This is a genomic window from Thermomonospora cellulosilytica, from assembly GCF_014138835.1.
GTDB classification, from domain to species: domain Bacteria; phylum Actinomycetota; class Actinomycetes; order Streptosporangiales; family Streptosporangiaceae; genus Thermomonospora; species Thermomonospora amylolytica.
On sequence record NZ_JACJII010000001.1, the window covers coordinates 7200259 to 7224501 of the forward strand.

At 73.9% G+C, this 24243-nt stretch carries 22 protein-coding genes; 11 read left to right on the plus strand and 11 right to left on the minus strand.

Translation table 11 applies throughout. The features are described 5' to 3' along the window. Positions 1 to 531 precede the first annotated feature (531 nt). The 3 genes from HNR21_RS33770 to mtrA form a co-directional block, all read right to left on the minus strand. Positions 532 to 2427: an LpqB family beta-propeller domain-containing protein gene (locus HNR21_RS33770; RefSeq protein WP_182708304.1), complete on the minus strand. Its 1896-nt coding sequence runs from the start codon at positions 2425 to 2427 to the stop codon at positions 532 to 534. Further along, positions 2424 to 4469 carry an MtrAB system histidine kinase MtrB gene (gene mtrB / locus HNR21_RS33775; protein WP_312881513.1) on the minus strand — a complete coding sequence of 682 codons (2046 nt, stop codon included), beginning with the start codon at positions 4467 to 4469 and terminating at the stop codon, positions 2424 to 2426. The genes HNR21_RS33770 and mtrB overlap by 4 nt, the downstream gene beginning before the upstream one ends. 179 nt (positions 4470 to 4648) lie before the next feature. Further along, entirely contained in the window at positions 4649 to 5326 is a 678-nt protein-coding gene (gene mtrA, locus HNR21_RS33780; RefSeq protein WP_119728707.1) for an MtrAB system response regulator MtrA, read from the minus strand. 603 nt (positions 5327 to 5929) lie between these two features. Here mtrA and HNR21_RS33785 point away from each other — a divergent pair. From HNR21_RS33785 to HNR21_RS33810, 6 genes are all read left to right on the plus strand, one after another. Then, on the plus strand, positions 5930 to 7147 hold the full coding sequence (locus HNR21_RS33785; protein ID WP_157995912.1) for a glycerophosphoryl diester phosphodiesterase membrane domain-containing protein: 1218 nt from the start codon (positions 5930 to 5932) through the stop codon (positions 7145 to 7147). Next, on the plus strand, positions 7144 to 7806 hold the full coding sequence (locus HNR21_RS33790; RefSeq protein ID WP_119728704.1) for a DUF4129 domain-containing protein: 663 nt from the start codon (positions 7144 to 7146) through the stop codon (positions 7804 to 7806). The genes HNR21_RS33785 and HNR21_RS33790 overlap by 4 nt, the downstream gene beginning before the upstream one ends. Next, complete coding sequence (locus HNR21_RS33795) at positions 7803 to 8990, plus strand: DUF4350 domain-containing protein (protein WP_182708306.1); 1188 nt, start codon at positions 7803 to 7805, stop codon at positions 8988 to 8990. Before HNR21_RS33790 ends, HNR21_RS33795 begins: the two co-directional genes overlap by 4 nt. Before the next feature lie 104 nt (positions 8991 to 9094). Beyond that, positions 9095 to 10018 (plus strand): AAA family ATPase, encoded by a 924-nt coding sequence (locus HNR21_RS33800; protein ID WP_119731836.1) that lies wholly within the window; start codon positions 9095 to 9097, stop codon positions 10016 to 10018. Positions 10019 to 10031: 13 nt separating this feature from the next. Then, positions 10032 to 11324 (plus strand): DUF58 domain-containing protein, encoded by a 1293-nt coding sequence (locus HNR21_RS33805; RefSeq protein WP_182708307.1) that lies wholly within the window; start codon positions 10032 to 10034, stop codon positions 11322 to 11324. Between the two features lie 68 nt (positions 11325 to 11392). Continuing rightward, complete coding sequence (locus tag HNR21_RS33810) at positions 11393 to 11959, plus strand: Uma2 family endonuclease (protein ID WP_182708308.1); 567 nt, start codon at positions 11393 to 11395, stop codon at positions 11957 to 11959. Here the strand turns inward: HNR21_RS33810 and HNR21_RS33815 are convergent, their stop codons facing one another. Then, positions 11960 to 12955: a stage II sporulation protein M gene (locus HNR21_RS33815; RefSeq protein ID WP_182708309.1), complete on the minus strand. Its 996-nt coding sequence runs from the start codon at positions 12953 to 12955 to the stop codon at positions 11960 to 11962. It lies immediately after the preceding gene. 72 nt (positions 12956 to 13027) lie between these two features. On the opposite strand from HNR21_RS33815, the gene HNR21_RS33820 reads away from it, so the two are divergent. After that, positions 13028 to 13993: an RDD family protein gene (locus HNR21_RS33820; protein WP_182708310.1), complete on the plus strand. Its 966-nt coding sequence runs from the start codon at positions 13028 to 13030 to the stop codon at positions 13991 to 13993. Here HNR21_RS33820 and HNR21_RS33825 read toward each other — a convergent pair. Beyond that, complete coding sequence (locus HNR21_RS33825; RefSeq protein ID WP_182708311.1) at positions 13971 to 15224, minus strand: APC family permease; 1254 nt, start codon at positions 15222 to 15224, stop codon at positions 13971 to 13973. The two genes, HNR21_RS33820 and HNR21_RS33825, sit on opposite strands and share 23 nt — an antisense overlap. 80 nt (positions 15225 to 15304) lie before the next feature. Between HNR21_RS33825 and HNR21_RS33830 the strand changes: the two genes are divergently transcribed. Together HNR21_RS33830 and HNR21_RS33835 are read left to right on the plus strand one after the other, a co-directional pair. Further along, positions 15305 to 15769: an Lrp/AsnC family transcriptional regulator gene (locus HNR21_RS33830; protein ID WP_182708312.1), complete on the plus strand. Its 465-nt coding sequence runs from the start codon at positions 15305 to 15307 to the stop codon at positions 15767 to 15769. Positions 15770 to 15788: 19 nt separating this feature from the next. Further along, the gene (locus tag HNR21_RS33835) at positions 15789 to 16007 is read left to right on the plus strand and encodes a hypothetical protein (protein ID WP_182708313.1); all 219 of its coding nucleotides are present in this window, start codon (positions 15789 to 15791) and stop codon (positions 16005 to 16007) included. A 16-nt stretch (positions 16008 to 16023) separates the two neighbouring features. Here the strand turns inward: HNR21_RS33835 and HNR21_RS33840 are convergent, their stop codons facing one another. Then, entirely contained in the window at positions 16024 to 17067 is a 1044-nt protein-coding gene (locus HNR21_RS33840; RefSeq protein WP_182708314.1) for an aldo/keto reductase, read from the minus strand. A 91-nt stretch (positions 17068 to 17158) separates the two neighbouring features. Between HNR21_RS33840 and HNR21_RS33845 the strand changes: the two genes are divergently transcribed. Next, positions 17159 to 17764, plus strand: a complete 606-nt coding sequence (locus tag HNR21_RS33845; RefSeq protein WP_182708315.1) for a TetR/AcrR family transcriptional regulator — start codon at positions 17159 to 17161, stop codon at positions 17762 to 17764. On the opposite strand, the gene HNR21_RS33850 is transcribed toward HNR21_RS33845, so the two are convergent. The 3 genes from HNR21_RS33850 to ahcY (HNR21_RS33860) all read right to left on the minus strand — a co-directional run bounded on the left by HNR21_RS33850 (position 17757) and on the right by ahcY (HNR21_RS33860) (position 21256). Beyond that, complete coding sequence (locus HNR21_RS33850; protein WP_182708316.1) at positions 17757 to 18350, minus strand: hypothetical protein; 594 nt, start codon at positions 18348 to 18350, stop codon at positions 17757 to 17759. The genes HNR21_RS33845 and HNR21_RS33850 overlap by 8 nt on opposite strands. Before the next feature lie 4 nt (positions 18351 to 18354). After that, a complete protein-coding gene (ahcY, locus tag HNR21_RS33855) occupies positions 18355 to 19608 on the minus strand; it encodes an adenosylhomocysteinase (protein WP_182708317.1) in 1254 nt (417 codons plus the stop codon). A 217-nt stretch (positions 19609 to 19825) separates the two neighbouring features. Beyond that, the gene (ahcY, locus tag HNR21_RS33860; RefSeq protein ID WP_119728692.1) at positions 19826 to 21256 is read right to left on the minus strand and encodes an adenosylhomocysteinase; all 1431 of its coding nucleotides are present in this window, start codon (positions 21254 to 21256) and stop codon (positions 19826 to 19828) included. Positions 21257 to 21353: 97 nt separating this feature from the next. On the opposite strand from ahcY (HNR21_RS33860), the gene HNR21_RS33865 reads away from it, so the two are divergent. Then, positions 21354 to 21689 carry a MerR family DNA-binding transcriptional regulator gene (locus HNR21_RS33865; RefSeq protein WP_119728691.1) on the plus strand — a complete coding sequence of 112 codons (336 nt, stop codon included), beginning with the start codon at positions 21354 to 21356 and terminating at the stop codon, positions 21687 to 21689. A gap of 6 nt (positions 21690 to 21695) precedes the next feature. Here HNR21_RS33865 and HNR21_RS33870 read toward each other — a convergent pair whose 3' ends face one another. Both HNR21_RS33870 and HNR21_RS36520 read right to left on the minus strand, forming a co-directional pair. After that, the gene (locus HNR21_RS33870; RefSeq protein ID WP_312881516.1) at positions 21696 to 22409 is read right to left on the minus strand and encodes a response regulator transcription factor; all 714 of its coding nucleotides are present in this window, start codon (positions 22407 to 22409) and stop codon (positions 21696 to 21698) included. Continuing rightward, positions 22378 to 23877 carry a sensor histidine kinase gene (locus HNR21_RS36520; RefSeq protein ID WP_182708318.1) on the minus strand — a complete coding sequence of 500 codons (1500 nt, stop codon included), beginning with the start codon at positions 23875 to 23877 and terminating at the stop codon, positions 22378 to 22380. Before HNR21_RS36520 ends, HNR21_RS33870 begins: the two co-directional genes overlap by 32 nt. Positions 23878 to 24243 lie beyond the last annotated feature (366 nt).

Here is a 24243-nt window from a genome sequence, read left to right on the forward strand (position 1 = left end):
CACTGCACGGCCCGGCGGAGGGAGCGGATGGAAAGTCTCTGGCACCACGCGGCCCGGCAGAGGGGGCGGGTGATGGGCGGCCGGCATTGCTTGGAACGACGGAGGGGGGATGGCCGGTGGGCCGGGCGGGATTCGGTCTGGGGGTGCGGGTGGCACCGCGTGGTCCGGTGGAGGGAGGGCGGCTCGGAGGGCGTCGGCCAGGGCGGCGCTGAGGAAGCTTGTCAGGGTCAGGCGGCCCGACTCCTTGTAGGCGATGAGCATGGCGCGTATCCGGCCCTCGTAGGCGGCCACGGTCCACGGGGGCGGCAGGCCCGGTGGGCTGGGGGCGGGCCATGCGGGGCGGGGTGGCCGGGTCAAGGCCGCCCGGCATGTGCCGCACAGGACGACGGGGGCGGTGGCGCAGCCGGCGCAGCGCTGCGGGAGCAGCAGATCGACCAGCGGGGCGAGCATGCGCGTGAGGAAGGTCGTCATGGCGACGACGATGCCGGGCGGCGGCCCATCGTCACCAGACGGTCGCGCAAATGTGGATAACTAGTTCCAGTAGGTCGGATCCGAGCCCAGCGAGTCGCACTTCCACTCGTCGAACCGCCAGTCGCGCAGGGTGCTCTGCCGGCAGATGCTGCTCTCCCCGTTGATCTCGGCGCCGATCACGATCCGCGATCCGGGTGCGGCGGTGATCGACCTGGCCTCGCCGAGGCTGCCGCTGCCGACCGCGGTGATGCCGTTCCCGCTGACCGGCACCAGGTAGGGCGTCACCTGGGTGGCGGTGGCCTTGGTCTTGCCCAGCACCGCCAGGGTGTCGGAGTCGTTCCAGGCCAGGTCCACCGCGTCGACCAGTTCCGCGCTGATCGGCAGGAAGTCGCCGACCGCGACGGTCTCCGAGCGCTGCACGATGCGGCCCAGCCGGATCTGCCGCTCGTCGCCGATCTGCACGATGGCCGCGACCCGCACCCCGTCCCGGGCCACCCGGAACGCCAGCACCCGGTGCGACGACAGGTCCCACGTCTGCACCCGCACCGCCGCGCCGCTGCGCGGGACCATCCACAGCGTGGAGCCGTCACGTCGGGACTCCACGGTCCACAGCCCGCCCCGGCGGTCCCAGGAGGGCGGGGTGAACGTGCCGTCCTCGTGCTCGGCGTCCAGCACGGCGCGGACCGGGGTGCCGCCGGTCAGGTCGCCGCTGTAGAGGGTGTCGCCGGCGGAGTCCAACCCGGCGATCCTCCGGTCCGGGGACAGCGACGGCCGGTGCAGCCGGTCCTGCCCGGTCGTCCCGGCCGGGACCGCGGCGGCGTCCAGCAGCTGGCGCGGCCGGCCGTCCGGCCCGCGCAGGTAGATGGTCTCCTCGCCGCCGCTGCGGGGGGTGTCGGAGTCGAACCGCGTCCAGTCCTCGGCGGTCTGGACGGCGCCCAGCCCGCCCGGGTCGACGGTCTCCCCGTCGATCCGCAGCTTGACGCCGCGGATCTCGGGGAGCTGCCGCAGCGTCCAGCCGAGCTGGGCGGCCATGCGCTGCAGGTCGCCGCGGCGGGCGGGCGCGCTGAGGTCGACGGTGGCGACGCCGTCGGCGATGGACACCCCGTCCCCGACCAGCCGGGTGCCGGCCGGGAAGTGGCTGCGCACCGCGGGCCGCAGCCAGCCGGTGGGCCCGGCCAGCAGCGCCTGCACCAGCTGGCGGGGCAGGTCCTGCCGGTTGCCCAGCGGCAGGTGGATGCCGTTGGGGACCAGCACCCCGCCGCCCGGCTCGAAGAAGTACAGGTTGAACACGCGGAACGCCCGGTCCACGTCGCCCTTGGCGAGCATCAGCCCGTTCTGCAGCTCGGTGGGGATCCGGCTGATCCGCCACTGCCGGGCCGAGTCCTGGGTGAGGCCGAACGAGGTGGTGTAGAGGGTGCCGGTCTCCGCGGTGTACTGGCCGTCGGACCCGATGTAGCCCAGCCGGGTGGCGTTGACCTCGACGGTGGTCTCGGCGCCCCCGGCGCGCGGAGGGGACACGCTCGGGACGCTCTGCAGCACGATCACCTGCGGCCGGGCGCCGGGCTTCCAGGCCGCGCTCGTCTGCGGGGTCAGGTACTCGCGCGCCACCTCGTGGTCGTCGTTGAACGCCCCCGAGGCGGTGAGGAAGCCCGTGACGATGTCCTCCGGCGCCCAGTTGTGCCGGGGACGCACCGGCACGATCCGCACGTACGGGTCGGAGATCGGCTCGGCGCGTTCGGCGGACCGGCCGGACATCACCCGGCCGCCGCTCGGCACGCTGGCGCAGCCGGCCAGGCACAGCAGTGCCGTCACCCCGGCCAGCACCCGGGTCCGCACCCGCGCCGTCCCTCCGGTCGTCACCCTGGTCGTCGCCCTGACCGTCACCCTGGTCATCGCCCTGGCCGTCACCCTGGTCATCGCCTTGGCCGTCGCCCTGACCGTGCCTCTGACCGTCATGGCCGGTCGCCGTCCTTCACCACCGGGTCGCCCTCACCGCTCCCGGACGGCCCGGTCTCCGCACCGGTCGCCGACAGCGCGGCCTGGCCGTCCTCACCGGTCGGGGTGAGCTCCCCGGTCCGGGTGGGCTCGCTGATCCGGGCGGGGTCAAGGGTCCGGGCCAACTCGATGGTCCGGGCCGACTCGGTGGGCCGGACCGACTCGGTGGACCGGGCGGGTTCACCGGTCCGGGCCGGCTCGCCGACCCCGGTGGGCTCACCGGTCGGGATGAGCTCACCGGCCCGGCTGGACTCGCTGATCCAGGTGGACTCGCTGCCTCTGGTGAGCTCGATGATCCTGGTCGGCTCGATGGGACGGGTGGGCTCGGGGATCCGGGGCGGCTCGGGGGGTTCGGGGTCGGCGGGGGTCAGTGCGGTGAACGACGCCCGGGGCAGTTCGGTCTCCGGGGGGACCAGCGGCAGCGGGGAGCCGCGCAGTTCGGCGCCGGCGACCCGCGGCAGCGACAGCCGGAACTGCGAGCCCTTGCCCGGCTCGCCCCACGCCTGCAGCCAGCCGCCGTGCAGCTGGGCGTCCTCCTTGGCGATGGACAGGCCCAGCCCGGTGCCGCCGGTGGTGCGGGCGCGGGCCGGGTCGGCGCGCCAGAACCGGTCGAACACCATCTGGGCGTGGCCCGGTTGCAGGCCCACCCCGTGGTCGCGGACGGCCACCGCCACCGCGTCCCGGTCGGCGGCCACGGACACGACGATGTCCTCCCCCTCGCCGTGCTCGACGGCGTTCACCAGCAGGTTGCGCAGGATCCGCTCGACCCGGCGGCGGTCCACCTCGGCCATGCACGGCTCGCCCGGCAACTGCAGCACCAGCTTGCTGCCCTTGCGCTCGGCCAGCCCCTCGGTGTCGCCGACCGCGCGCAGCACCAGGTCGCGCACGTCGACGGACTCGGCGTCCAGGGTGGCCGCGCCCGCGTCGTGCCGGCTGATCTCCAGCAGGTCGGCCAGCAGGTCCTCGAACCGTTCCAGCTGGCTCTGCAGCAGCTCCGCCGAGCGGCCCACCGCGGGGTCGGCGAACGTCTCGCGGTGCTCGTAGATCATGTCGGCGGCGATCCGGATGGTGGTCAGCGGGGTGCGCAGCTCGTGCGAGACGTCGGAGACGAACTGCCGCTGCACCTGGGACAGCTCCTCCAGCTCCCCGATCTTGTCCTGCAGGTTGCCGGCCATGTCGTTGAACGAGGCGGCCAGCCGGGCCAGGTCGTCCTCGCCGCGGACCTTCATCCGCTCCTCCAGCCGGCCGGCGGCCAGCCGTTCGGCGGCGTGCGCGGCCAGCCGCACCGGGATGACGACCTGCCGGGTCACCAGCCAGGCGATCGCCGCCAGCAGCACCACCAGCACCGAGCTGACGCCCGCCAGGGTGTGCGCCACGGTGTTCAGCGTCTGCTGCTCCTGGGTGAGGGGGAACAGGTAGTACAGCTCGTACCGGCCGTCCCCGGCGCCGACGACCAGGCCGGGCACGGACTCGCGGCCGATGTAGGAGATCTCGCTGTACGTGCTGTGCCGGGTGCCGACGCGGTCCTCGCGGACGGCCTTGCGGAGCCGTTCGGGGACGCTCTCCGGCAGCACCTCGTTGGTGGTGTAGCCGTCGAGGTACCTCTCGTCGGTGTCGCGGATGTAGACCTCGTAGAGCCCGGACGGGCCGCTGCGGGACTTGAGCCGGTTGGTGACCTCGTTGAGGGTGACCTCGGGGACGTTCCCGGAGGACAGCTCCCGCTGCAGGACGCCCAGGCCCTCGTCGAGCTGCAGCAGCGCGCTCTTCTCCTTGCCCTCCAGCAGGGCGGTGGTGATCTGCTGCATCAGGAACACGCCGAGGATCGCCACGACCACCGCGGAGATCAGCATGGTCCAGGTGACGACCCGGATCTGGATGGACCGCCGCCACCGCGTGTAGAGCCGGCGCACGGCGTGGCGCAGGAACCGGCGGCCGGTGCCCAGCCCGCGCCGGGCGAACCGGCGGGCCCGGTGCAGCCGGTGCCCGCGCAGACCGGCCACCATCCGCTGCTCGGTGACCAGGCGGGCGGTGGCGCCGAGGCCGGGGACGCCGGGGCGGCGGCCGCGGGCGCGCGCCGGTGGACCCGGCCGGTGGACCCGGGGCGTCCTGGGCCCGGGCCTGCGGGGGGTGCGCGCCGTCTCGGCGGGTCCTGGCCGTCACGGGGGTCGCCGACCTGTGCGGATCAGGCCGGTCCGGCCTTGTACCCGACACCGCGGACGGTCACCACGATCTCCGGGTGCTCCGGATCCTTCTCGATCTTGGCGCGCAGCCGCTGGACGTGCACGTTGACCAGCCGGGTGTCGGCCGCGTGCCGGTAACCCCACACCTGCTCCAGCAGCACCTCGCGGGTGAACACCTGGCGCGGCTTGCGGGCCAGCGCGACCAGCAGGTCGAACTCCAGCGGGGTCAGCGGGATGTGCTTGTCGCCGCGCTTGACCGAGTGCCCGGCGACGTCGATGGTGATGTCGCCGATCTGCAGGGTCTCCGGGGCGGGCTCGTCGGTGCGGCGCAGCCGGGCGCGCACCCGGGCGACCAGCTCCTTGGGCTTGAACGGCTTGACGACGTAGTCGTCGGCGCCCGACTCCAGCCCCAGCACCACGTCCACGGTGTCGCTCTTGGCGGTCAGCATCACGATCGGGACGCCGGACTCGGCGCGGATCTGGCGGCACACGTCGATGCCGTCGGCGCCGGGCAGCATCAGATCCAGCAGCACGAGATCCGGCCGGGTCTCCCGGAACGCCTCGAGCGCCTTGTCCCCGTCGTGGACGAACGACGGCTCGAAGCCTTCGCCCCGCAGCACGATGCCGAGCATCTCGGCGAGAGCGAGGTCGTCGTCGACGACCAGTACGCGTCCTCTCATGGCCCTCATCGTTACACGTAGTCGGCAGATGGTCCGCGTCACGCCGGGCCCGCGGCGGCCGGCCCCCCATGACCGCGTTCGGTGGCTCTGGGCGTTTAGGCTACCTGCCGTTCACCTCGCACAGGTCCGTCCGAAGTCGGCGAAAACGGTCGTGAGCAGGACGGCCGAGCGGCCCGGCCGGTTGACACGCCGTGGCCGGGGGCGGCCGGGGTGGCCGGGAGTGGCCGACGACGGGGCGGGGCAGGAACCCCGGGGCGCGCCCGCGGTCCGGCATGCTGGATCCATACCGCCGAATGCCGCGCGGCGCGGACCGTCCGGGGAGTACTCTGCGTGTCAGTTCGAGCGCATGAAGCGATGTTCGCCGGAATTCGTCCCGGGGGGGCCGGGGTCGGGCGCGGCGGGGCGTCGCTCCGGCGGTCGGCGTAGGGGATGTCGAGGGGGGAGGCTGAGATGGGGATCTCCTGGATATAGGTCGAAACGACGCGAACGGGTGAACGGGTGATCGGGCGGGCGGATCCGGCGCCCGGTCGTGACAGGATGGCCCACGAGGTCATCAGGCCGGGGCCCGCACAGCACGGGCTCCGTTCGACGGGGAGCTTGCCGATGTCGGGTCCGCAGCACTGGACGGCGCCCGACTCCGCCGTGTCGTCCCGGCCACCGGCCGGCGGTTCCGGCGAGGGGGCGCCGGAGCACCCGGCACCGCCCGGCGCGGTGGGGAACGCCGCGGGAGGGGCGGTCTCCGCCGGGAGTGGCGGCGCCGAGCCGGTCTGGCCGCCGGAGGGGGAGATCCCGTTCCGCCCGCTGGGCGTGGCCGAACTGCTGGACGGCTCGATCACGTGCATCCGCCGCAACCCGCGGCCGGTGCTCGGCCTGTCGGTCCTGATCACCGCGATCGTGCAGCTGCTCAACTCGCTGGGCGGCTATCTGGTGCTGAGCGACGCGGCCCAGGAGGAGCTGACCCCCGAGCCGCTGATGCGCACCCTCGGCGCCCAGGCCACGCTGGGCGCGCTGGGCATGCTGATGTCGGCGTACGGGACGCTGGTGCTGGCCGGGCTGCTCGGCCCGGTGGTCGCCCGCACCCTGGTCGACCGGCCGGTGACGCTGCGGCAGGTGTGGCGGGACGTCCGGCCGGCGTTCGGCCGGCTGCTGGTCACCGCCGCCGTGGTGCTGGCGATCGCGCTGCTGGCCGCCGCGCTGCCGCTGCTGCCGTTCGTCGCGCTGCTGGCGACCGGCGGACCGGCCGCGGTGGGGGTGCTGGCCGCGCTGGCCGGCTTCCCGGTGGCGATCGCGCTGATGATCTGGCTGTACGTGCTGCTGGTCCCGGCGCTGCCGGCGGTGGTGATGGAACGGCTGACCGTCGCGGGCGCGCTGCGGCGGGCCTGGTGGCTGTCGCGCGGCCGGTGGTGGCGGAGCTGGGGCACGCTGCTGCTGGCGCTGATCATCACGGTGTTCATGGGGTTCCTGGCGCTGCGGCTGCCGTTCCTGGTGGCGCAGCTGATCCTGTTCGGCGAGGACACCACCGGCGGCGCGCTGCTCGGCTCGCTGGCGGTCGACACGCTGGGCCGGATCGTGAGCTGGTCGCTGATCATCCCGTTCGACGCGGGCGTGATCGCGCTGCTGTACGCGGACCGGCGGATGCGCCGTGAGGGCTTCGACCTGGAGCTGCACACCCGTGCGCCGGACGGCCTGGACCCCGCCGACCTGAGCGCGTGGCGCCCGGTGGAGTTCCCGGCCGCACCGGCCGCGCCGGGGTACCCGCCGCCGGTCGCTCCGGCCGCCCCGTTCCCGCCGCAGCCACCGCAGCCGGAGGTGCGCCCGTGAGATCCGACCCGATCGGCCGGGAGGAGGCCCGTGACCTGGCCCGCCGCGAACTCGACAAGGGCATCTACCACCGGGACGAGCCGTCCTGGCTGGAGCGCGCCTGGCGGGAGTTCGACGCGTGGCTGGACGAGCTGCTGCGGCAGGCCACCAACCCGACGGCCCCCGGCGAGGGCGGCGGCTGGGTGTCGCTGCTGGTCGTCGTGCTGCTGCTGGCCGCCGCCGTGGCACTGCTGGCCTGGCTGATGCACGGCCGCTGGAACATCCGTTCCCGCCGGCCGCCGCTGCTGGAGGAGCAGCCGTCCACCGCCGCCGACCACCGCACCGCCGCCGAACGGCACGCCGCCGCCGGGCAGTGGGCCGAGGCGATCCGTGAACGGCTCCGAGCCATAGCCCGTGACCTGGAGGAACGCGTGATCCTCGAGCCCCGTCCGGGCCGTACCGCCGACGAGCTGGCGGCCGAGGCGGGGGCGGCGCTGCCCGACCACGCCGAACGGCTGCGCGACGGGGTGCGGATCTTCGACGACGTCTGGTACGGCGACCGGCCGGGCACCGGCGAGGGCTACGCGACGCTGGTGGCGCTGGACGAGGCGCTGCGTTCGGCCAAGCCGCGGGCATGGTCGGCCGAGCGGTCCGGCGAGCAGGCCGGAGCGCCCGCATGACCGCCACGGCGGCTCCCGGCGCGCCGGCCGGCGTGCCGACCTCCCGGCAGGTGGCCGGGCGGCGCTGGCGTTCGGCGCGCGGCGTCGTGGCCGTCGTCCTGGCGCTGGTGGCGCTGGCGGTGGTGATCGCCTCGCTGCAGTCCTCGACCGAGCCGCAGTACCTGGACCCCGAGTCGCCGAGCCAGGGCGGCACCCGGGCGCTGGCGCAGATCCTCCAGCAGCGCGACGTGCCGGTGCACACGGTGCGCGACGCCGAGGACGCCGTGGCCGCGGCCCGGCCCGGCACCGTGCTGGTGATCGTCCGCTCCGAACGGCTCGTCCCCGAGGAGCTGGACCTGCTCGCCACCGTCCCCGGCGACGTGCTGCTGGTGGAGCCGACCCGGCCCGCGCTGCAGGCGCTGGCCCCCGGCGTGCACCAGGCCACCACCAGCTTCGACGAGGTCGCCGAGCCCGGCTGCGGGCTGGACGCCGCCGTCCGCGCGGGCGCGGTGCACTTCCGCGCCTCCGAGGTGTACGAGAGCCCGGCCGGCGCCGTCCGCTGCTACGCCGACGACGGGCTGCCCCGGCTGGTGCGGCTGCAGCTCCAGGACCGCACGGTGACCGTGCTGGGCTCCGGCGCGCCGCTCACCAACGACCTGCTGGAGCGGGAGGGCAACGCCGCGCTGGCCATGAACCTGGTGGGCGCGGGCGGCCCGGTGGTCTGGCTGATCCCCGACCTGCCCGAGCCGGGCAGCACCAGCGCCCTGACCTGGCAGGACCTGGTCCCGCCCGGGGTGTGGCTGTTCGTCGTGGAGCTGGGCGTGGCGGTGCTGCTGGTGGCGTTGTGGCGGATGCGGCGGATGGGGCCGGTGGTGGCGGAGTCCCTGCCGGTGGTCGTACGCTCCGCGGAGACCGTCGAGGGACGTTCCCGGCTCTACCGGGCGCACCGGGCGCGGGACCGGGCAGCCGACGCGCTGCGGTCCGGCGCGCGGGACCGGCTGGTGCCGCTGCTGGGGCTGCCGCGCGGCGCCGCCCAGGATCCGGCGATGGCGCAGGAGATCGTCTCGGCCCTCGCCCGGCGCACCGGCTGGGACGAGCCGACGGTCGGGGCCGCGCTGTACGGTCCCGAACCGGCGGACGACGCCGGGCTGGTCGCCCTCACGGACTTCCTCGACGACCTCGAAAGGCAGGTACGCCAACCGTGAACGATCCCGTCAAGCACGTCGAGCTCCGCAAGGAGGAGGAGCCGGGGTCGCCGCAGGCCGCCGCCTCGCCGGCGGACACCGGCGCGGCCGAGGTCCGCACGGCGCTGACGGCGTTGCGCGGCGAGGTCGCCAAGGCGGTGGTCGGCCAGGACGCGGTGGTCACCGGGCTGGTGATCGCGCTGCTGTGCCGGGGGCACGTGCTGCTGGAGGGCGTGCCGGGCACCGCCAAGACGCTGCTGGTGCGCACCCTGGCCCAGGCGCTGGACCTGGACTTCAAGCGGGTGCAGTTCACCCCGGACCTGATGCCGGGCGACGTGACGGGCTCGCTGATCTACGACAACCGGACGGCGGAGTTCGAGTTCCGCGAGGGCCCGGTGTTCACCAACCTGCTGCTGGCCGACGAGATCAACCGGACCCCGCCCAAGACCCAGGCGTCGCTGCTGGAGGCGATGGAGGAGCGGCAGGTGTCGGTGGAGGGGACGCCGCGCCCGCTGCCCGACCCGTTCGTGGTGTGCGCCACCCAGAACCCGATCGAGTACGAGGGCACCTACCCGCTGCCGGAGGCGCAGCTGGACCGGTTCCTGCTGAAGCTGACCGTTCCGGTGCCGTCCCGCGACGAGGAGATCGCGGTGCTGCAGCGGCACGCCGAGGGCTTCGACCCGCGCGACCTGGCGCACGTCAAAGCGGTGGCGGGGGCGGCCGAGCTGGCCGCCGGGCGCGAGGCGGTCCGCCGGGTGCACGTCGACCCGAAGGTCACCGGGTACGTGGTGGACCTGTGCCGGGCCACCCGGCAGTCCCCGTCGCTGCAGCTGGGGGTGTCGCCGCGCGGTGCCACGGCGCTGCTGTCGACGGCGCGGGCGTGGGCGTGGCTGTCCGGCCGCGACTACGTGACCCCGGACGACGCCAAGGCGCTGGCCCGGCCGACGCTGCGGCACCGCGTCCAGCTCCGCCCGGAGGCCGAGCTGGAGGGCGCGACCGCCGACGGCGTGCTGGAGGGCATCCTCAACACCGTTCCGGTCCCGCGTTGACGGAGAGCATCTGATGGCGGTGACCGGGCGGCTGGGGCTGCTGGCGGCGCTCGGGGCGGCGGCCCCGCTGGTGTGGCCGAGCTGGTGGACGCTGTGGACGCTGTGGGGCCTGCTGGCGCTGGGCGTGCTGGCCGACCTGGCGCTGGCCGGGAACGTCCGCGGGCTCGCGCTGCACCGCGCCGGGGACACGTCGGTGCGGCTCGGGGAGACCGCCACGGTGGCCCTGGTCGTGGAGAACACCGGCCGCCGCCGGGTGCGGGCCCGGCTGCGGGACGCCTGGCCGCCGAGCGCCGCCGCCTCCCCCCGGGTGACGCGGATCGACGTTCCGGCCGGGGAACGGCGGCGGGTGGAGACCAGGCTGACGCCGACCCGGCGGGGCGACCGCACGGCCGTCACCGTGACGATCCGGTCGATGGGGCCGCTGGGGCTGGCCGCCCGGCAGCTCAACCGGCCCGCGCCGTGGACGGTGCGGGTGCTTCCGGCGTTCCCGTCCCGCCGCCATCTGCCGGGCAAGCTGGCCAAGCTGCGCACGCTGACCGGGCAGCACGTGGCGCTGATCCGCGGCCAGGGCACCGAGTTCGACTCGCTGCGCGAGTACGTCGACGGCGACGACGTGCGCTCCATCGACTGGCGGGCCAGCGCGCGCCGCGCCGACGTGGTGGTGCGGACCTGGCGGCCGGAGCGCGACCGGCGGATCTACCTGGTGCTGGACACCGGCCGCACCTCGGCGGGCCGGGTCGGCGACATCCCCCGGCTGGACTGCTCGATGGACGCCGCGCTGCTGCTGGGCGCGCTGGCCTCGCGCGCCGGCGACCGGGTGGACCTGCTGGCCTACGACCGGCGGGTGCGCGCCCGGGTGGAGGGGGCCTCCCGCAGCGACCTGCTGCCGGCGATGGTGCAGGCGATGGCCCCGCTGGAGCCGGAGCTGATCGAGTCGGACGCGGCCGGGATGGTCTCCACGATCATGTCCCGGGTCCGGCAGCGCTGTCTGGTCGTGCTGCTCACCGAGCTGAACGCCGCCGCGATCGAGGAGGGCCTGCTCCCGCTGCTGCCCCAGCTCACCGCCCGTCATCTGGTGATGGTCGCCGCCGTCACCGACCCCCGGGTCGGCGAGATGGCCCGGGCCCGCGGCGACCTGGCCGCCGTCTACGACGCCGCCGCGGCCGAACGCGCCCGCGCCGACCGCCGCCGCCTCACCGCCGAGCTGCGCCGTTACGGCGTGGAGGTGGTGGACGCCCCGCCCGACGAGCTGGCCCCCGCCCTCGCCGACGCCTACCTGGCACTGAAGGCCGCCGGCCGCCTGTGACCGCCGGTATCGCTCCGATACAGTAATTGCTGCGGAGTGAGCGACCCGCCGAGCGGAGGAGGTCCGGGATGACGTCATTTCCGGAATGGATGTTGACACTTCCCGAGCAGGGTCTCACCGCCGAGGAATACGATCGGATGCCGGAAGAAAGCTGCCGAAACATCGAGATCGTCGACGGGAGAATCGTCGTCGTGCCCTCCGCGACACCTGCGCACAATCGGCTCATCTGGAAGCTGGCGCATCTGCTCGAGCAGGCCGCGCCGGCGCCGTGGCAGGTGACGGTGGACGTCGACCTGAGGATTTCCGACGTACCCCTGAACAATCGGCGTCCCGACGTCCTGGTCTTTCAGGGAGATCCCGACAGCCTCCCGGTGCGGCCGCCACAGGTCCTCCTCGCGGTCGAGGTCATGAGCAAGGGCAGCGTCAGCACCGACAGACTGGACAAACCCGCAGAATACGCCGCAGCCGGCATCCCCCATTACTGGCGCGTTGAGCGCGAAGGCGCGGGCCTCATCGTCTACACACACGTTCTGAACCGCACCACGAGCACCTACGCGGATGCGGGAGCGTACTCCGGACTGCTGAAAGTCGAGCAGCCCTATCCCGTGGAGATGGACCTGAACGCGCTGCTCTGATCAGCCCGCTGTGGGGGCCAGGTCGGGGCGCAGGGCGGCGTCGCCGGTCTCGCCGGCCCTCGCCGCCGGGCGGCCGAGGACGAACACGTACGCCAGGAACGCGATCTCGGCGACCACGCCGATGCCGATGCGCAGCCAGGTGTTGTGGACGTGGCCGGTGACGAAGCCCTCGATGAGGCCGGACACCAGCAGCACCAGCACCAGGCCGAGGGCGACGGCCACGATGGCGCGGCCCTCCTCGGCCAGCGCCTGGCCGCGGCGGCGCGGGCCCGGGTCGATCACCGTCCAGCCGATCTTGAAGCCGGCGGCGCAGGCCAGGTAGACGGCGGTGAGCTCCAGCAGGCCGTGCGGCAGGATCAGGCCGAAGAAGATGTCGCCCCGGCCGTGCGCCCACATGAACCCGCCCACGGCGGCCAGGTTGAGCTGGTTGACGAACAGCACGTACAGGGTCGGGATGCCGAGCAGGATCCCGAAGATCAGGGCGGTCGCGGACACCCAGGCGTTGTTGACCCACACCTGGAAGGCGAACGACTGGGCCGAGTGCTCGACGTAGTAGTTGGCGAAGTCGTGCTCGACCAGCTGCTTGATCTCCCACTCGGTGCCCAGCGTGGCCTGCACCTCGGGGTTGCGCACCAGCCAGATCGCGTAGATCAGGGAGAACAGGTTGCCGAGCAGCGCCGTGCTCAGCCACCACCAGCGCAGCCGGTACGCCACGACCGGGAACGAGCGGGTCAGGAAGCGGGCGGCGTCCCGCCACATCGGCGCCTGCGCCCCGGCGACGGCGGCGCGGCCCCGGGCCACCAGCGACGACAGCCGGCCCACCAGCAGCGGATCGGGGGAGCTGGAGCGCACCACCGACAGATGGGTGGCGGCCCGCTGGTAGAGCTCCACCAGCTCGTCGATCTCGGCGCCGTTCAGCCTGCGGCTGTGGTTGATCAGCCACTCCAGCCGCGACCATTCGGCATGATGGGCGGCCACGTACGCATCGACGTCCACCCGTGGAGACTAACGCCCGGGCGCGCCGGGCGGGCAGACTAGGACGGGCACCGACCGAGGGGACTTGATCACATGGCCGAACTGGTCACCGGCGAGGCCGTGGCGCTCGACATCCGGGTGGCCCGGCTGGCCAGCCGGACGTGTGCCCTGCTGATCGACATGATGTTCCAGTTCATGGCGCTGAACATCCTGCTCTACATGACGGCGGCCACCACGGTGATCGCCGACGAGGCGTGGGGCGTCGGGCTCGGCATCGTGGCGATGGCGGGGGTGCTGGTCGGCTACCCGTGCGCGTTCGAGACGCTGTCGCGCGGCCGGACGCTGGGCAAGCTGGCGCTGGGGCTGCGGGTGGTGGCCGACGACGGCGGGCCGGTGCGGTTCCGGCAGGCGCTGGTGCGGGCGCTGGCGAGCGTGGTGGAGATCTGGATGTTCTCCGGCGCCCCGGCGCTGATCACCTCGCTGTTCAACCGGCGCGGCAAGCGGCTCGGCGACGTGTTCGCCGGCACGGTGGTGATCCAGGAGCGGGTGCCGGCCTCGTCGATCTTCGGTCCGGTGGCGGTGATGCCGCCGCAGCTGGCGGGCTGGGCGCGGGGGCTGGAGCTGTCGCGGATCCCCGACGGCCTGGCGCTGACCGCCCGGCAGTATCTGGCCCGGTTCTGGGAGCTGCGCCCGGACGTGCGGGACACGCTGGGACAGCGGATCGCCGACCAGGTGGCCGCGCTGATCAGCCCGCCGCCTCCGCCGGGGGTGCGGCCGGAGATCGTGCTGTCGGCGGTGCTGGCCGAACGCCGGGCCCGCGAGGAGTGGCGGCTGGAGCAGCGCCGTCTCCGCCGGATGCGGCTGCGCCCGGGAGCGCCCGCCCCCGCCCCCGCGGCGATGCACGTGGCGGGTGGGCCTCCGCCGCCGAACGTTCCGCCGGGTCCGCCCGCGCCTCCCCCGTTCAGCGCGCCGGGTCCCGGGCAGCCGCACTTCCTGCCGCCCCCGCACTACGGCCCCGGCCCGTACGCCCACGTCCTCAACGGGCCGCCACGGCATTAGGCGCCGCCTCCGGCGAGGAGCGGCGCGCCGGCAGGAGAGCCGCCATGGCCAGCGCCAGGGGGACGAGCAGGTACGCCCCGCAGCACAGCAGTGCGGCACCGCCGAACACGGTGGCGGCGACGGCGGTCCGGCGGGCGGCGCCCCGCGGCAGGAGCCGGACGGCGGCGGCGGTGCCCGCGACGGTGACGGCCGCCAGGCAGGCGGACGTGACGCGCATCAGCACGTCCAGGTCGGCGTTCCACAGCAGGACCGGCGGCAGGAGCGCGCCGGTCAGCACGGCCAGGGACGCCAGGCTGCGGGCGGGGGCCGGGCCGCCGGTCAGGCGGGCGGGCAGCGCCCCGTCGCGGGCCAGGGCGACGCCGAGGCGGGCGGCGCCGGCGATGAAGGTGTTGATCGCGCCGAGCGACAGCAGCACCGCCGCCGCGCCGGTGACCGGGCGCGCGGCGTCCCCGATCCCGGCCGCCAGCAGTTCGGTGAGCGGCACGCCGGTGACGGCGGCGCGTTCCCCCAGCAGGCCGATCGTGGTGACGGCCAGGCCCAGGTAGAGGACGCCGACCACGACGAGGGTCACGGCCGTCGCCCGGCGCAGGCCGCGCCGCCGGTCGGCGAAGTCGGCCGACAGGTGGCTGGCGGCCTCCCATCCGGCGAACGCGAACAGCAGCACCCCGACCGCGCGGGCCACTCCCCCGGCGCCGTGCGGAGCGAACGGGGTGAAGTTGCCGGCGTCGGTGTGCGGGGCGGCCAGGGCGACGGCGGCCACCAGCAGCGCCGCCAGCAGCCCGACGAGGCCGACCTGGAGCCCGCCCGAGGTGCGCAGCCCGGCGGCGTTGGCGGCGAAGGCCACGCCCAGCAGCAGGCAGGCGAGGAGGCCCGCCGCGTCCAGGCCGAGCGCGGCGGCCACGTACTCGCCGCCGATCAGCGCGCCCGCCACGATCCCGGCCGGGACGCAGAAGTAGAACCACCAGCCCACCACGGCCGACGCGCGCTCGCCGAAGGCCAGGCCGGTGAACGCGGCCGCCCCGCCGCCGTCCGGGTGGCGGGAACCCAGCGCCGCGAACGTGAGGGCGACCGGCACGCTCAGCGCCAGCAGGCCGGCCCAGGCCGCGATGGACGCCGGCCCCGCCGCCGCGGCGGCCAGATGGGGGAGGACCAGCGCTCCCGGTCCGAGCACGCCGCCGAGCAGCAGCGCGGTGCCCTGCAGAACGCCCAGGTCCGCCGTTCGATGTGTCATACCCGCAGACGCTAACCATCTGATGTGCACGAACCGGCTTTGATCGAACGTTCGGCCGGAATCGGCGCGATAATCCGAGCGTGGACGAACTTGATACGAGAATCGTCGAGCTTCTCCAAACGGATGCGCGGCAGTCCAACCGGGAGCTGGCCCGCAGGCTCGGCGTCGCGCCCTCGACCTGCCTGGAGCGGGTGCGGGCGCTGACCCGCCGGGGCGTGATCCGCGGCTACCACGCCGACATCGACCCGGCGGCGCTCAACCGCGGCGTGCAGGCGATGGTGATGGTGCAGGTGCGGCCGCTCAGCCGGGCGGTGATCGACGCGTTCAAGGACTCGGCCGCCGCGATGCCCGAGGTGCTGAGCGTGTTCGTGCTGGCCGGCGGGGACGACTTCCTGCTGCACGTGGCGGTGCAGGACCTGGACCACCTGCACGCCTTCCTGCTGGACCGGCTGAGCAAGCGCCGGGAGATCGCCGGCTTCCGCACCTCGGTGATCTTCCAGCAGGTCCGCAACGCCGCCCCGGCCCGGCTCCCCGACCCCGCCTGATCGCGTTTACGGTGGGGCGATGGACGAGCCTCGGACGGACGGAGAACGGCCGCTGATCGCCTTTTCCAGGCGGACCCGGGCCGGGGGACGCACCTACTACGACAACGTCTACGCCACGTCGCTCGAAGAGGCGTACAGCCTGTACGGCACCAGTGCGTCCGAGGACGCCGAGATCGACATCATCGAGGCGTCCGAGGAGGACCTGGCGCGGGGGGAGCTGGGGCTGAGCTGGGACTGAGCCCCGGCTCCCGCTGTCAGGCGGCGTTCTCGATCGGCGGGTTGAGGCGGGCAAAACCCTCCTGGCGGCGGTACGGGAAGTACGGGTACGGGGCGGTGACGGCGCTGGCCGCCTCGAGCCTGGCCATCTGGTCGGGGGTCAGGGTCCAGCCGACCGCGCCGAGGTTCTGGCGGAGTTGCTCCTCGTTCCGCGCGCCGATGATGACCGAGGACACGGTGGGGCGCCGCAGCAGCCAGTTGATCGCGATCTGCGGAACGGCCCTGCCGGTCTCTTCGGCGATCTCCTCCAGGACGTCGACCACCGTGTAGAGGAGCTCGTCGTCCACCGGCGGGCCGTAGTCGGCGGTCCGGTGCAGGCGGCTGCCCTCGGGGAGCGGACGGCCGCGGCGGATCCTCCCGGTGAGGCGTCCCCAGCCGAGGGGGCTCCAGACGATCGCGCCGACGCCCTGGTCGAGGCCGAGCGGCATCAGCTCCCACTCGTAGTCGCGGCCGACCAGCGAGTAGTAGACCTGGTGGGCGACATAGCGCGGGCGGCCGTACCGTTCGGCGACGGCCAGCGACTTCATCAGCTGCCAGCCGGAGAAGTTGGAGACGCCGACGTATCGGACCTTGCCCGCGCGCACCAGGTCGTCGAGGGCGGCCAGCACCTCCTCGACCGGGGTGGCGGCGTCGAACGCGTGGAGCTGCAGCAGGTCGATGTGGCCGGTGCCGAGCCGGCGCAGCGCGTCCTCGACGGCCCTGATCAGCCGGGAGCGGGACGTTCCGGCGTCGCCCGGCCCCTCCCCCGTCGGCAGGCCGGTCTTGGTGGACACGATCACCTGGTCGCGCCGCCCCCTGATCGCCTGGCCGAGGATCTCCTCCGACGCGCCGTCGGAGTACACGTCGGCGGTGTCGAACATCGTGACGCCCGCCTCCAGGCAGACGTCCACCAGCCGGCGCGCCTCCCGCACGTCGGTGCTGCCCCAGGCCCCGAACAGCGGGCCCCGTCCGCCGAACGTCCCCGCCCCGAAGCTCAGCGCGGGCACCGTGAGCCCGGACCTCCCGAGCCGCCTGTACTCCATGATCCACCCTCCGAGAACACTAAAGGAACTGAAGTTCCATTAACTTCGGACGCTAGCATGGAGGCGCGCTTAACGGAACAGGAGACCCGTTATGAGTTCTGAGGCCCCGGGCACCGTCCGGCCCGGCGGGCGCACCGCCCGGGTGCGGGAGGCCGTGCTGCGCGCGGCCGGCGACGCGCTCGCCGAGCACGGATTCGACCGCCTGGACCTGGCCGACGTCGCCCGCCGCGCGGGAGTCGGCAAGACCACCGTCTACCGCCGCTGGGGAACCGTGCCCGGCCTGGTCGCCGACCTCCTGGCGGACATGGCCGAGCAGTCGCTCCCCCGCACCGAGACCGGCACCCTGATCGGCGACCTGCGGGCCAACGCCCGCCTGGTCCGGCGCACCCTGACCGACCCCAGGCAGGGCCGCCTGTTCAAGGCGATCATCGCCGCCGCCACCTGCGACGCCCGCACCGCCGAGGCCCTGCACCGCTTCTACGCCGCCCGCATACGCGAGTGGGCCCCCTGCGTCGAGCAGGCCGTCGCCCGCGGCGAACTCCCCGAGGGCACCGACCCCCACGAGGTGATCCGCGCCGTCTCCGCCCCCCTCTACTACCGCCTGCTGGCCAGCGGCGACCCCCTCGACGAGGCCGCCGCCGACCGCGCCGCCGAAGCCGCCGCGACCGCCGCCAAGGCCGGGGTCTTCGTCAGGTGAGGTTGGGCGGGGACTCCAGGTCGGCCAACTCCAGGGCGGGGGCCTCCAAGACCACGTCGCCGGCCAAGTGGAAGGCGTGGGTCTCGGCGGTGGACAGGTCGGTGACCTCGTAGCGCTCCACCGGGAGGGGGGCGGTCTCGGTCTCGTAGGTGTCGATCTCCGCCAGGCGCCAGCGCTGGTCGACGGTGAGGGTGGACAGGGACGGCCCCTGGACGTGGACGAGCCGCACCCGCCTGTCCTCGGCGGGGCTCAGGGCCAGGTGGCGGGCGACGGCGATGCGGAACGCCGGGGAGTCGGCGAGGAAGCCGGCGGCCCGTTCGCGGTGCTCGGTGGGCTCGGTCGTGCCGGGTGGGGCGGGGTGGCGTACCCACAGCAGGTCGTGGCCCGCCAGGCCGCCGCGGATGAGCCAGGCGGAAGTGGCGAGTTCGATGCGGATCTGCCGCCAGACGCTGTCGACGGTGAGGTCCACGCGGGCGCCGTCGGAACGGGTGCTCGCATAGCGCCAGCCGCCGGGGCCGGGGGCGCACTGGAAGCGCTCCTCGACGGGGCCGGTGTCGGTGAGGTGGACGTACGTTCCGCGCGGCATGGGTCTAGGAGCCGTGCTGCCAGGAGCTGAGGTACTCCTCCTGCTCCGGGGTCAGGGTGTCGATGCGGACCGACATCGAGGCCAGCTTGAGCCGGGCGACCTCGGTGTCGATCTCGGCGGGCACCTGGTGGACGCCGGGGCCCAGCCGCTCGTGCTCCTCGGCGAGCCAGGCGCAGGTGAGGGCCTGGTCGGCGAACGACATGTCCATCACGGCGGCCGGATGGCCCTCGGCGGCGGCCAGGTTGACCAGGCGGCCCTCGGCCAGCAGCACCAGGCGGCGGCCGCCGACCAGCACGTACTCGTCGACCTGCGGGCGGATCCCGTGGTTGACCTCGACGGCCATGTCGGCCAGGGCGCGCACGTCGATCTCCACGTCGAAGTGGCCGGAGTTGGCCAGGATCGCGCCGTCCTTCATCACCGCGAGGTGCTCGGCGGAGATCACGTCGCGGTTGCCGGTGGCGGTGATGAACACGTCGCCCTGCGCGGCGGCCTCGACCATCGGCAGCACCGCGAACCCCTGCAGCACCGCGTCCAGCGCCTTGACCGGGTCGATCTCGGTGACGATCACCCGGGCGCCCAGCCCCCGGGCGCGTTCGGCCAGCCCCCGGCCCACGTAGCCGAACCCGGCGATCACGATCGACTTCCCGGCCAGCAGGGTGTTGGTGGCCCGCACGATGCCGTCCAGGGTGGACTGGCCGGTGCCGTACCGGTTGTCGAACATGTGCTTGGTGGCGGTGTCGTTCACGGCGACCACCGGGAACCGCAGCGCGCCCTCCCGCGCCATCTGGTGCAGCCGGATCACCCCGGTGGTGGTGGTCTCGCAGCCGCCGCGCACCCGGTCCACGATCTCGGTGCGCTCGGTGTGCAGCGTGTTGACCAGGTCGCAGCCGTCGTCGAGCACGAGGTCGGGCGGCGTGTCGAGGGCCTGGTGGATGTGCCGGTAGTAGCCCTCCCGGTCGATCCCGGCGCGGGCGAAGACCTGCACCCCGTACTCGGCGACCAGCGCGGCGGCGGTGTCGTCCTGGGTGGACAGCGGGTTGGAGGCGGCCAGCGCCACGCTCGCCCCGCCCGCCTGCAGGGCCCGGACCAGGTTGGCGGTCTCGGCGGTGACGTGCAGGCAGGCGGCGATCCGCAGCCCCTCCAGCGGCCGTTCGGCGGCGAACCGCTCCCGGATCTGCCGCAGCACCGGCATCGACCGGTCCGCCCAGTCGATCCGGGCCATCCCCGCATACGCCAGCGACAGGTCCGCTATGTCCATTGCGCTCGCACCTGTTCATGGCCGCGCCTCCGGCGCGGCGGCGAGCGGGCCTGGGGACGCGCGGCCGTTCGTCGTCGCGGTTCAAGATCGCTCGCTCCTCGCGATCTTGAACCGCTCCTCCTCACGGCCGCGCGGGCCCGCTCGCGGTGGTCTCAAGGAACGTGGCCGTGGGGGTCCTGGGGCCCCACGGCCACGGAGGTCTACCGGATACCGGAGATCAGTAGCGGTAGTGGTCGGGCTTGTAGGGGCCCTCGACGTCCACGCCGATGTACTCGGCCTGCTCCTTGGTCAGCTTGGTGAGCTTGACGCCCAGGGCGTCCAGGTGCAGCCGGGCGACCTTCTCGTCCAGGTGCTTGGGCAGGGTGTAGACGCCGACCGGGTACTGCTCGGTCTTGGTGAACAGCTCGATCTGCGCGATCACCTGGTTGGTGAACGAGTTCGACATCACGAACGACGGGTGGCCGGTGGCGCAGCCCAGGTTCATCAGCCGGCCCTCGGCCAGCACGATGATGGAGTGGCCGTCGGGGAAGCGCCACTCGTGCACCTGCGGCTTGATCTCGATCTTCTCGATGCCGGGCACGCGGGCCAGCCCGGCCATGTCGATCTCGTTGTCGAAGTGCCCGATGTTGGACACGATCGCCTGGTGCTTCATCCGCGCCATGTGGTCGGCGGTGATGATGTTGAAGTTGCCGGTGGCGGTGACGAAGATGTCGGCGATCCCCACCACCTCGTCCAGGGTGGTGACCTGGTAGCCGTCCATGGCGGCCTGCAGCGCGCAGATCGGGTCGATCTCGGTGACGATGACCCGGGCGCCCTGGCCGCGCAGCGCCTCGGCGCAGCCCTTGCCCACGTCGCCGTAGCCGCACACCACCGCGACCTTGCCGCCGATCAGCACGTCGGTGGCGCGGTTGATGCCGTCGATCACCGAGTGCCGGCAGCCGTACTTGTTGTCGAACTTGGACTTGGTGACCGAGTCGTTGACGTTGATGGCCGGGAAGCGCAGGGTGCCGTTCTTGGCCATCTCGTACAGGCGGTGGACGCCGGTGGTGGTCTCCTCGGTGACGCCCTTGATCGCCTTGGCGGTCTCGGTCCAGCGGCCGGGGCGCTCGGCGATGGTGCGGCGCAGGGTGTCGAGGATGATCCCCCACTCCTCCGGGTCGTCCTCACCGGCGGTCGGCACCGCGCCGGCCTCCTCGTACTCGGCGCCCTTGTGCACCAGCAGGGTGGCGTCGCCGCCGTCGTCGAGGATCATGTTCGGCGGGGTGCCGTCGGGCCAGGACAGCGCCTGGTCGGTGCACCACCAGTACTCCTCCAGGGTCTCGCCCTTCCAGGCGAACACCGGGACGCCCTTGGGGTCGTCGGGAGTGCCGTCCGGGCCGACCACCACGGCCGCCGCGGCGTGGTCCTGGGTGGAGAAGATGTTGCAGCTCACCCAGCGGACGTCGGCGCCGAGGGCGACGAGGGTCTCGATGAGCACGGCGGTCTGCACGGTCATGTGCAGCGAGCCCATGATCTTGGCGCCGCGCAGCGGCTGGGCGTCGGCGTACTCGCGCCGTACCGCCATCAGGCCCGGCATCTCGTGCTCGGCCAGGCGGATCTCCTTGCGGCCGAACTCGGCCAGGGAAAGGTCGGCGACCTTGAAGTCCATGATCGTTCCACTCCTCAGCGTCCCGTACGGCTGCGAGTCTAGGCCCGGCCGCCGCCCCGTTCGCGAGTTCTTGACACGGTTTTGTCAGAATGGGCTCATGCGCATCACGGAGGCCGCCCGGCGGCTCGGCACCTCGCCCCGCATGCTCCGCTACCGCGAGTCCCTGGGACTGCTGCCGCCCACCCGCGAGCCCGGCGGCCACCGCCGGTTCGGCGACGCCGAGCTGCGCGCCGTCGCGCTGGCCCTGGCGCTGGAGAAGCGGTACGACATCAGCCCGGCGGAGCTGGCGTTCGGGCTGCGGGTGCTGGCCGAGCCGGAGGTGCAGGCCAGGGTGCGCGAGCTGGGCCAGCGCATCGGCCGCCTGTCGGCCCCGCCCACCCGCGCCCTGGACTTCGAGAAGGAGAAGGCCCTGCGCCTGCTGCGCCGCACCTGACCGCCGCTACGGCGCCTGCGCGCCCTCCCCGGGGACCACCAGGCCCGACTCGTACGCCAGCATCACCGCCTGGGCGCGGTCGCGCAGGCCCAGCTTGGTGAAGACGCGGGCGACGTGGGTCTTGACGGTGTGCTCGCTGACCACCAGGCGCTGCGCGATCTCGGCGTTGGACAGGCCGCCGGCGATGAGGACCAGCACCTCGGTCTCCCTGGCGGTGAGGGTGGACAGCTCGGCGGGCGGCCGGGGCCGGTTGCGCCGCTGGCGGGTGAACTCGCGGATCAGCCGGCCGGTGACCTGCGGGGCCAGCAGGGCGTCGCCGCGGGCCACCACCCGCACCGCCGAGACCAGCTCGTCGGCGGTGGCGTCCTTGAGCAGGAAGCCGCTGGCCCCGACCTGCAGCGCGTCGTAGACGTACTCGTCCACGTCGAAGGTGGTCAGCACCAGCACCTTCGTCTCCGCGCCGCCGGGCCTGGCCAGCATCCGGCGGGTGGCCTCGATGCCGTCCATGCCGGGCATCCGGATGTCCATCACCACCACGTCGGGGCGGGTCCGCGTGGCCAGCGCCACCGCCTCCCGCCCGTCCCCGGCCTCCCCCACCACGGTGATGCCGGGCTGCGCGTTCAGCAGCGCGGCGAAACCGGCCCGCACGATCGTCTGGTCGTCGACGACCAGCACCTTGATGGCGCGGTCAGGAACGCCCGGGGGGTCGCTCGGCGTCACTGCGGGACGTCTCCTCCCTGACGAACGGCAACTCGGCCTCCACCACGAAGCCGCCGCCCTGCGCCGGACCGGCGGAGAACCGTCCGCCCAGCATCGTCGCACGTTCCTGCATGCCGATGATGCCGTGCCCGCCCTGTCCGCCGGGCCCGCCCGCCTGCGCCGGGTTCAGCACCATCGTGGGGGCGTTGGCCCCGGTGTCTCGTACGCGCACCGCGAGCCTGTCGTTCAAGTAGGCCAGCTCCACCCGGACGTCGGCGCCGGGCGCGTGCCGCCGGGCGTTGGTCAGCACCTCCTGCACGATCCGGTACGCCGACAGCTCCACCGTCGCCGACAGCGCCCGCGGATCGCCGCGGACCTCCAGCTCGGCGCTGCCGCCCGCGCCGCGGTGCTGCTCGATCAGCTCCGGCAGCCGGTCCAGGCGGGGCTGCGGCGCGGACTCCGGCGGTCCCGCCCCGGCGTCGGCGCGCAGCACGCCCAGCAGCCGCCGCATCTCCACCAGCGCCTCCCGGGCCGTCCGGGCGATCTCCTCGAACCCCTGGCGGGCCTGCGGCGACAGGTCCGTCATGGTGTACGGGGCGGTCTCGGCCTGCACCGCGATCATCGACACCGAGTGCGCCACCACGTCGTGCAGCTCGCGGGCGATCCGGGCGCGTTCGCGCATCACCGCCTGCTCGCGCTGCACCGCCGACAGGCGGGTGAGGGTCTGGCTGGTGCGTTCGGCGGCCTCGGCCTCGGTGCGCTCGGCGCCCTCCACCGTACGGCGGGCCTCGCCCAGCCCGATCGCGGCCAGCACCGCCACCAGCGCGGCGGGCCACGGCACCTCGTCCAGGGAACCGGCGGCCAGGTAGATCACCCCGACCGTCACCGCCGCGCCCACCGCCAGCGCCCCCGTCTCCTGCCGGGGCAGGTGCCGGCCCAGCGCGTACAGCGTGTAGAGCGCCGCGAACGCCGTGGTGAACAGCAGCGGCTGCCCCGACAGCAGCCCGGCCGCGAACGCGCTCAGCACGATCGCCGCCATCGGCCGCAGGAACTCCCGCCGCCACACCAGCGGCGCCGTGGCGGCCACCGCGAACCCGCCCGCCACGCTGACCGGCGGGATCCCGTGCGGCGCCAGCTCGGCCAGCGCCGCGACCACCAGCGCCACCCCGGTCAGCGGGGCGAAGTACCAGGACGCGGTGAACTCCCGCCACGCCGCCAGCCAGCGCGGCGGCACCGCGGCCCGGTCGCCGGGCGCGGCGATCCGGGTCCGTCCGTCGCTCCCCGCCCCCGGCCGCGGCGGGGCCGTCCGCGTGCCGAACAGCCGGTCGCCGATCCGCATCGCGACCGGCCGCAGCGCCCGGCCGATCCCGGTGATGATCCACAGCAGCAGCTGCCCCAGCCCGGCCACCACCCGCCCGGACAGCCGCCAGGCCTGCCGGACGAGTTCCGCGCCGAACGGGGACTGCGGTGCGGGTCCGTCGTGGGTCACACCCGCCCCCCGCTCGTCTCCGGCTCGCTCACGCGTCCATCTTGTCCGCCGGACGCCCGAACTCACCTCACCGTGCGGGGTTAGGTCTCAGGGTCGGATCCCCCTACAGGACGACCCCGGTTCCCTCCTTATGGCGGAAGAACGGGCCGGGCCCGCGAACGTAGTCTCACTACCGTGACGAGGCGGCGGCGTCTTCGGACGTAGGGGGTTTCGGGGACGCGGCCGCACGTCACACCAAGACCGTCCGGTTCAGGGGTCCGGGCGGTGCGCATGGGAAGCACCCTCGCCGGTCCGGGCGGCACCGTCCCGCGCAGGGACGACCGGTCTCGCCTGGGCTGGGGTTGGAACGACCGGGCCCCGCCCGGA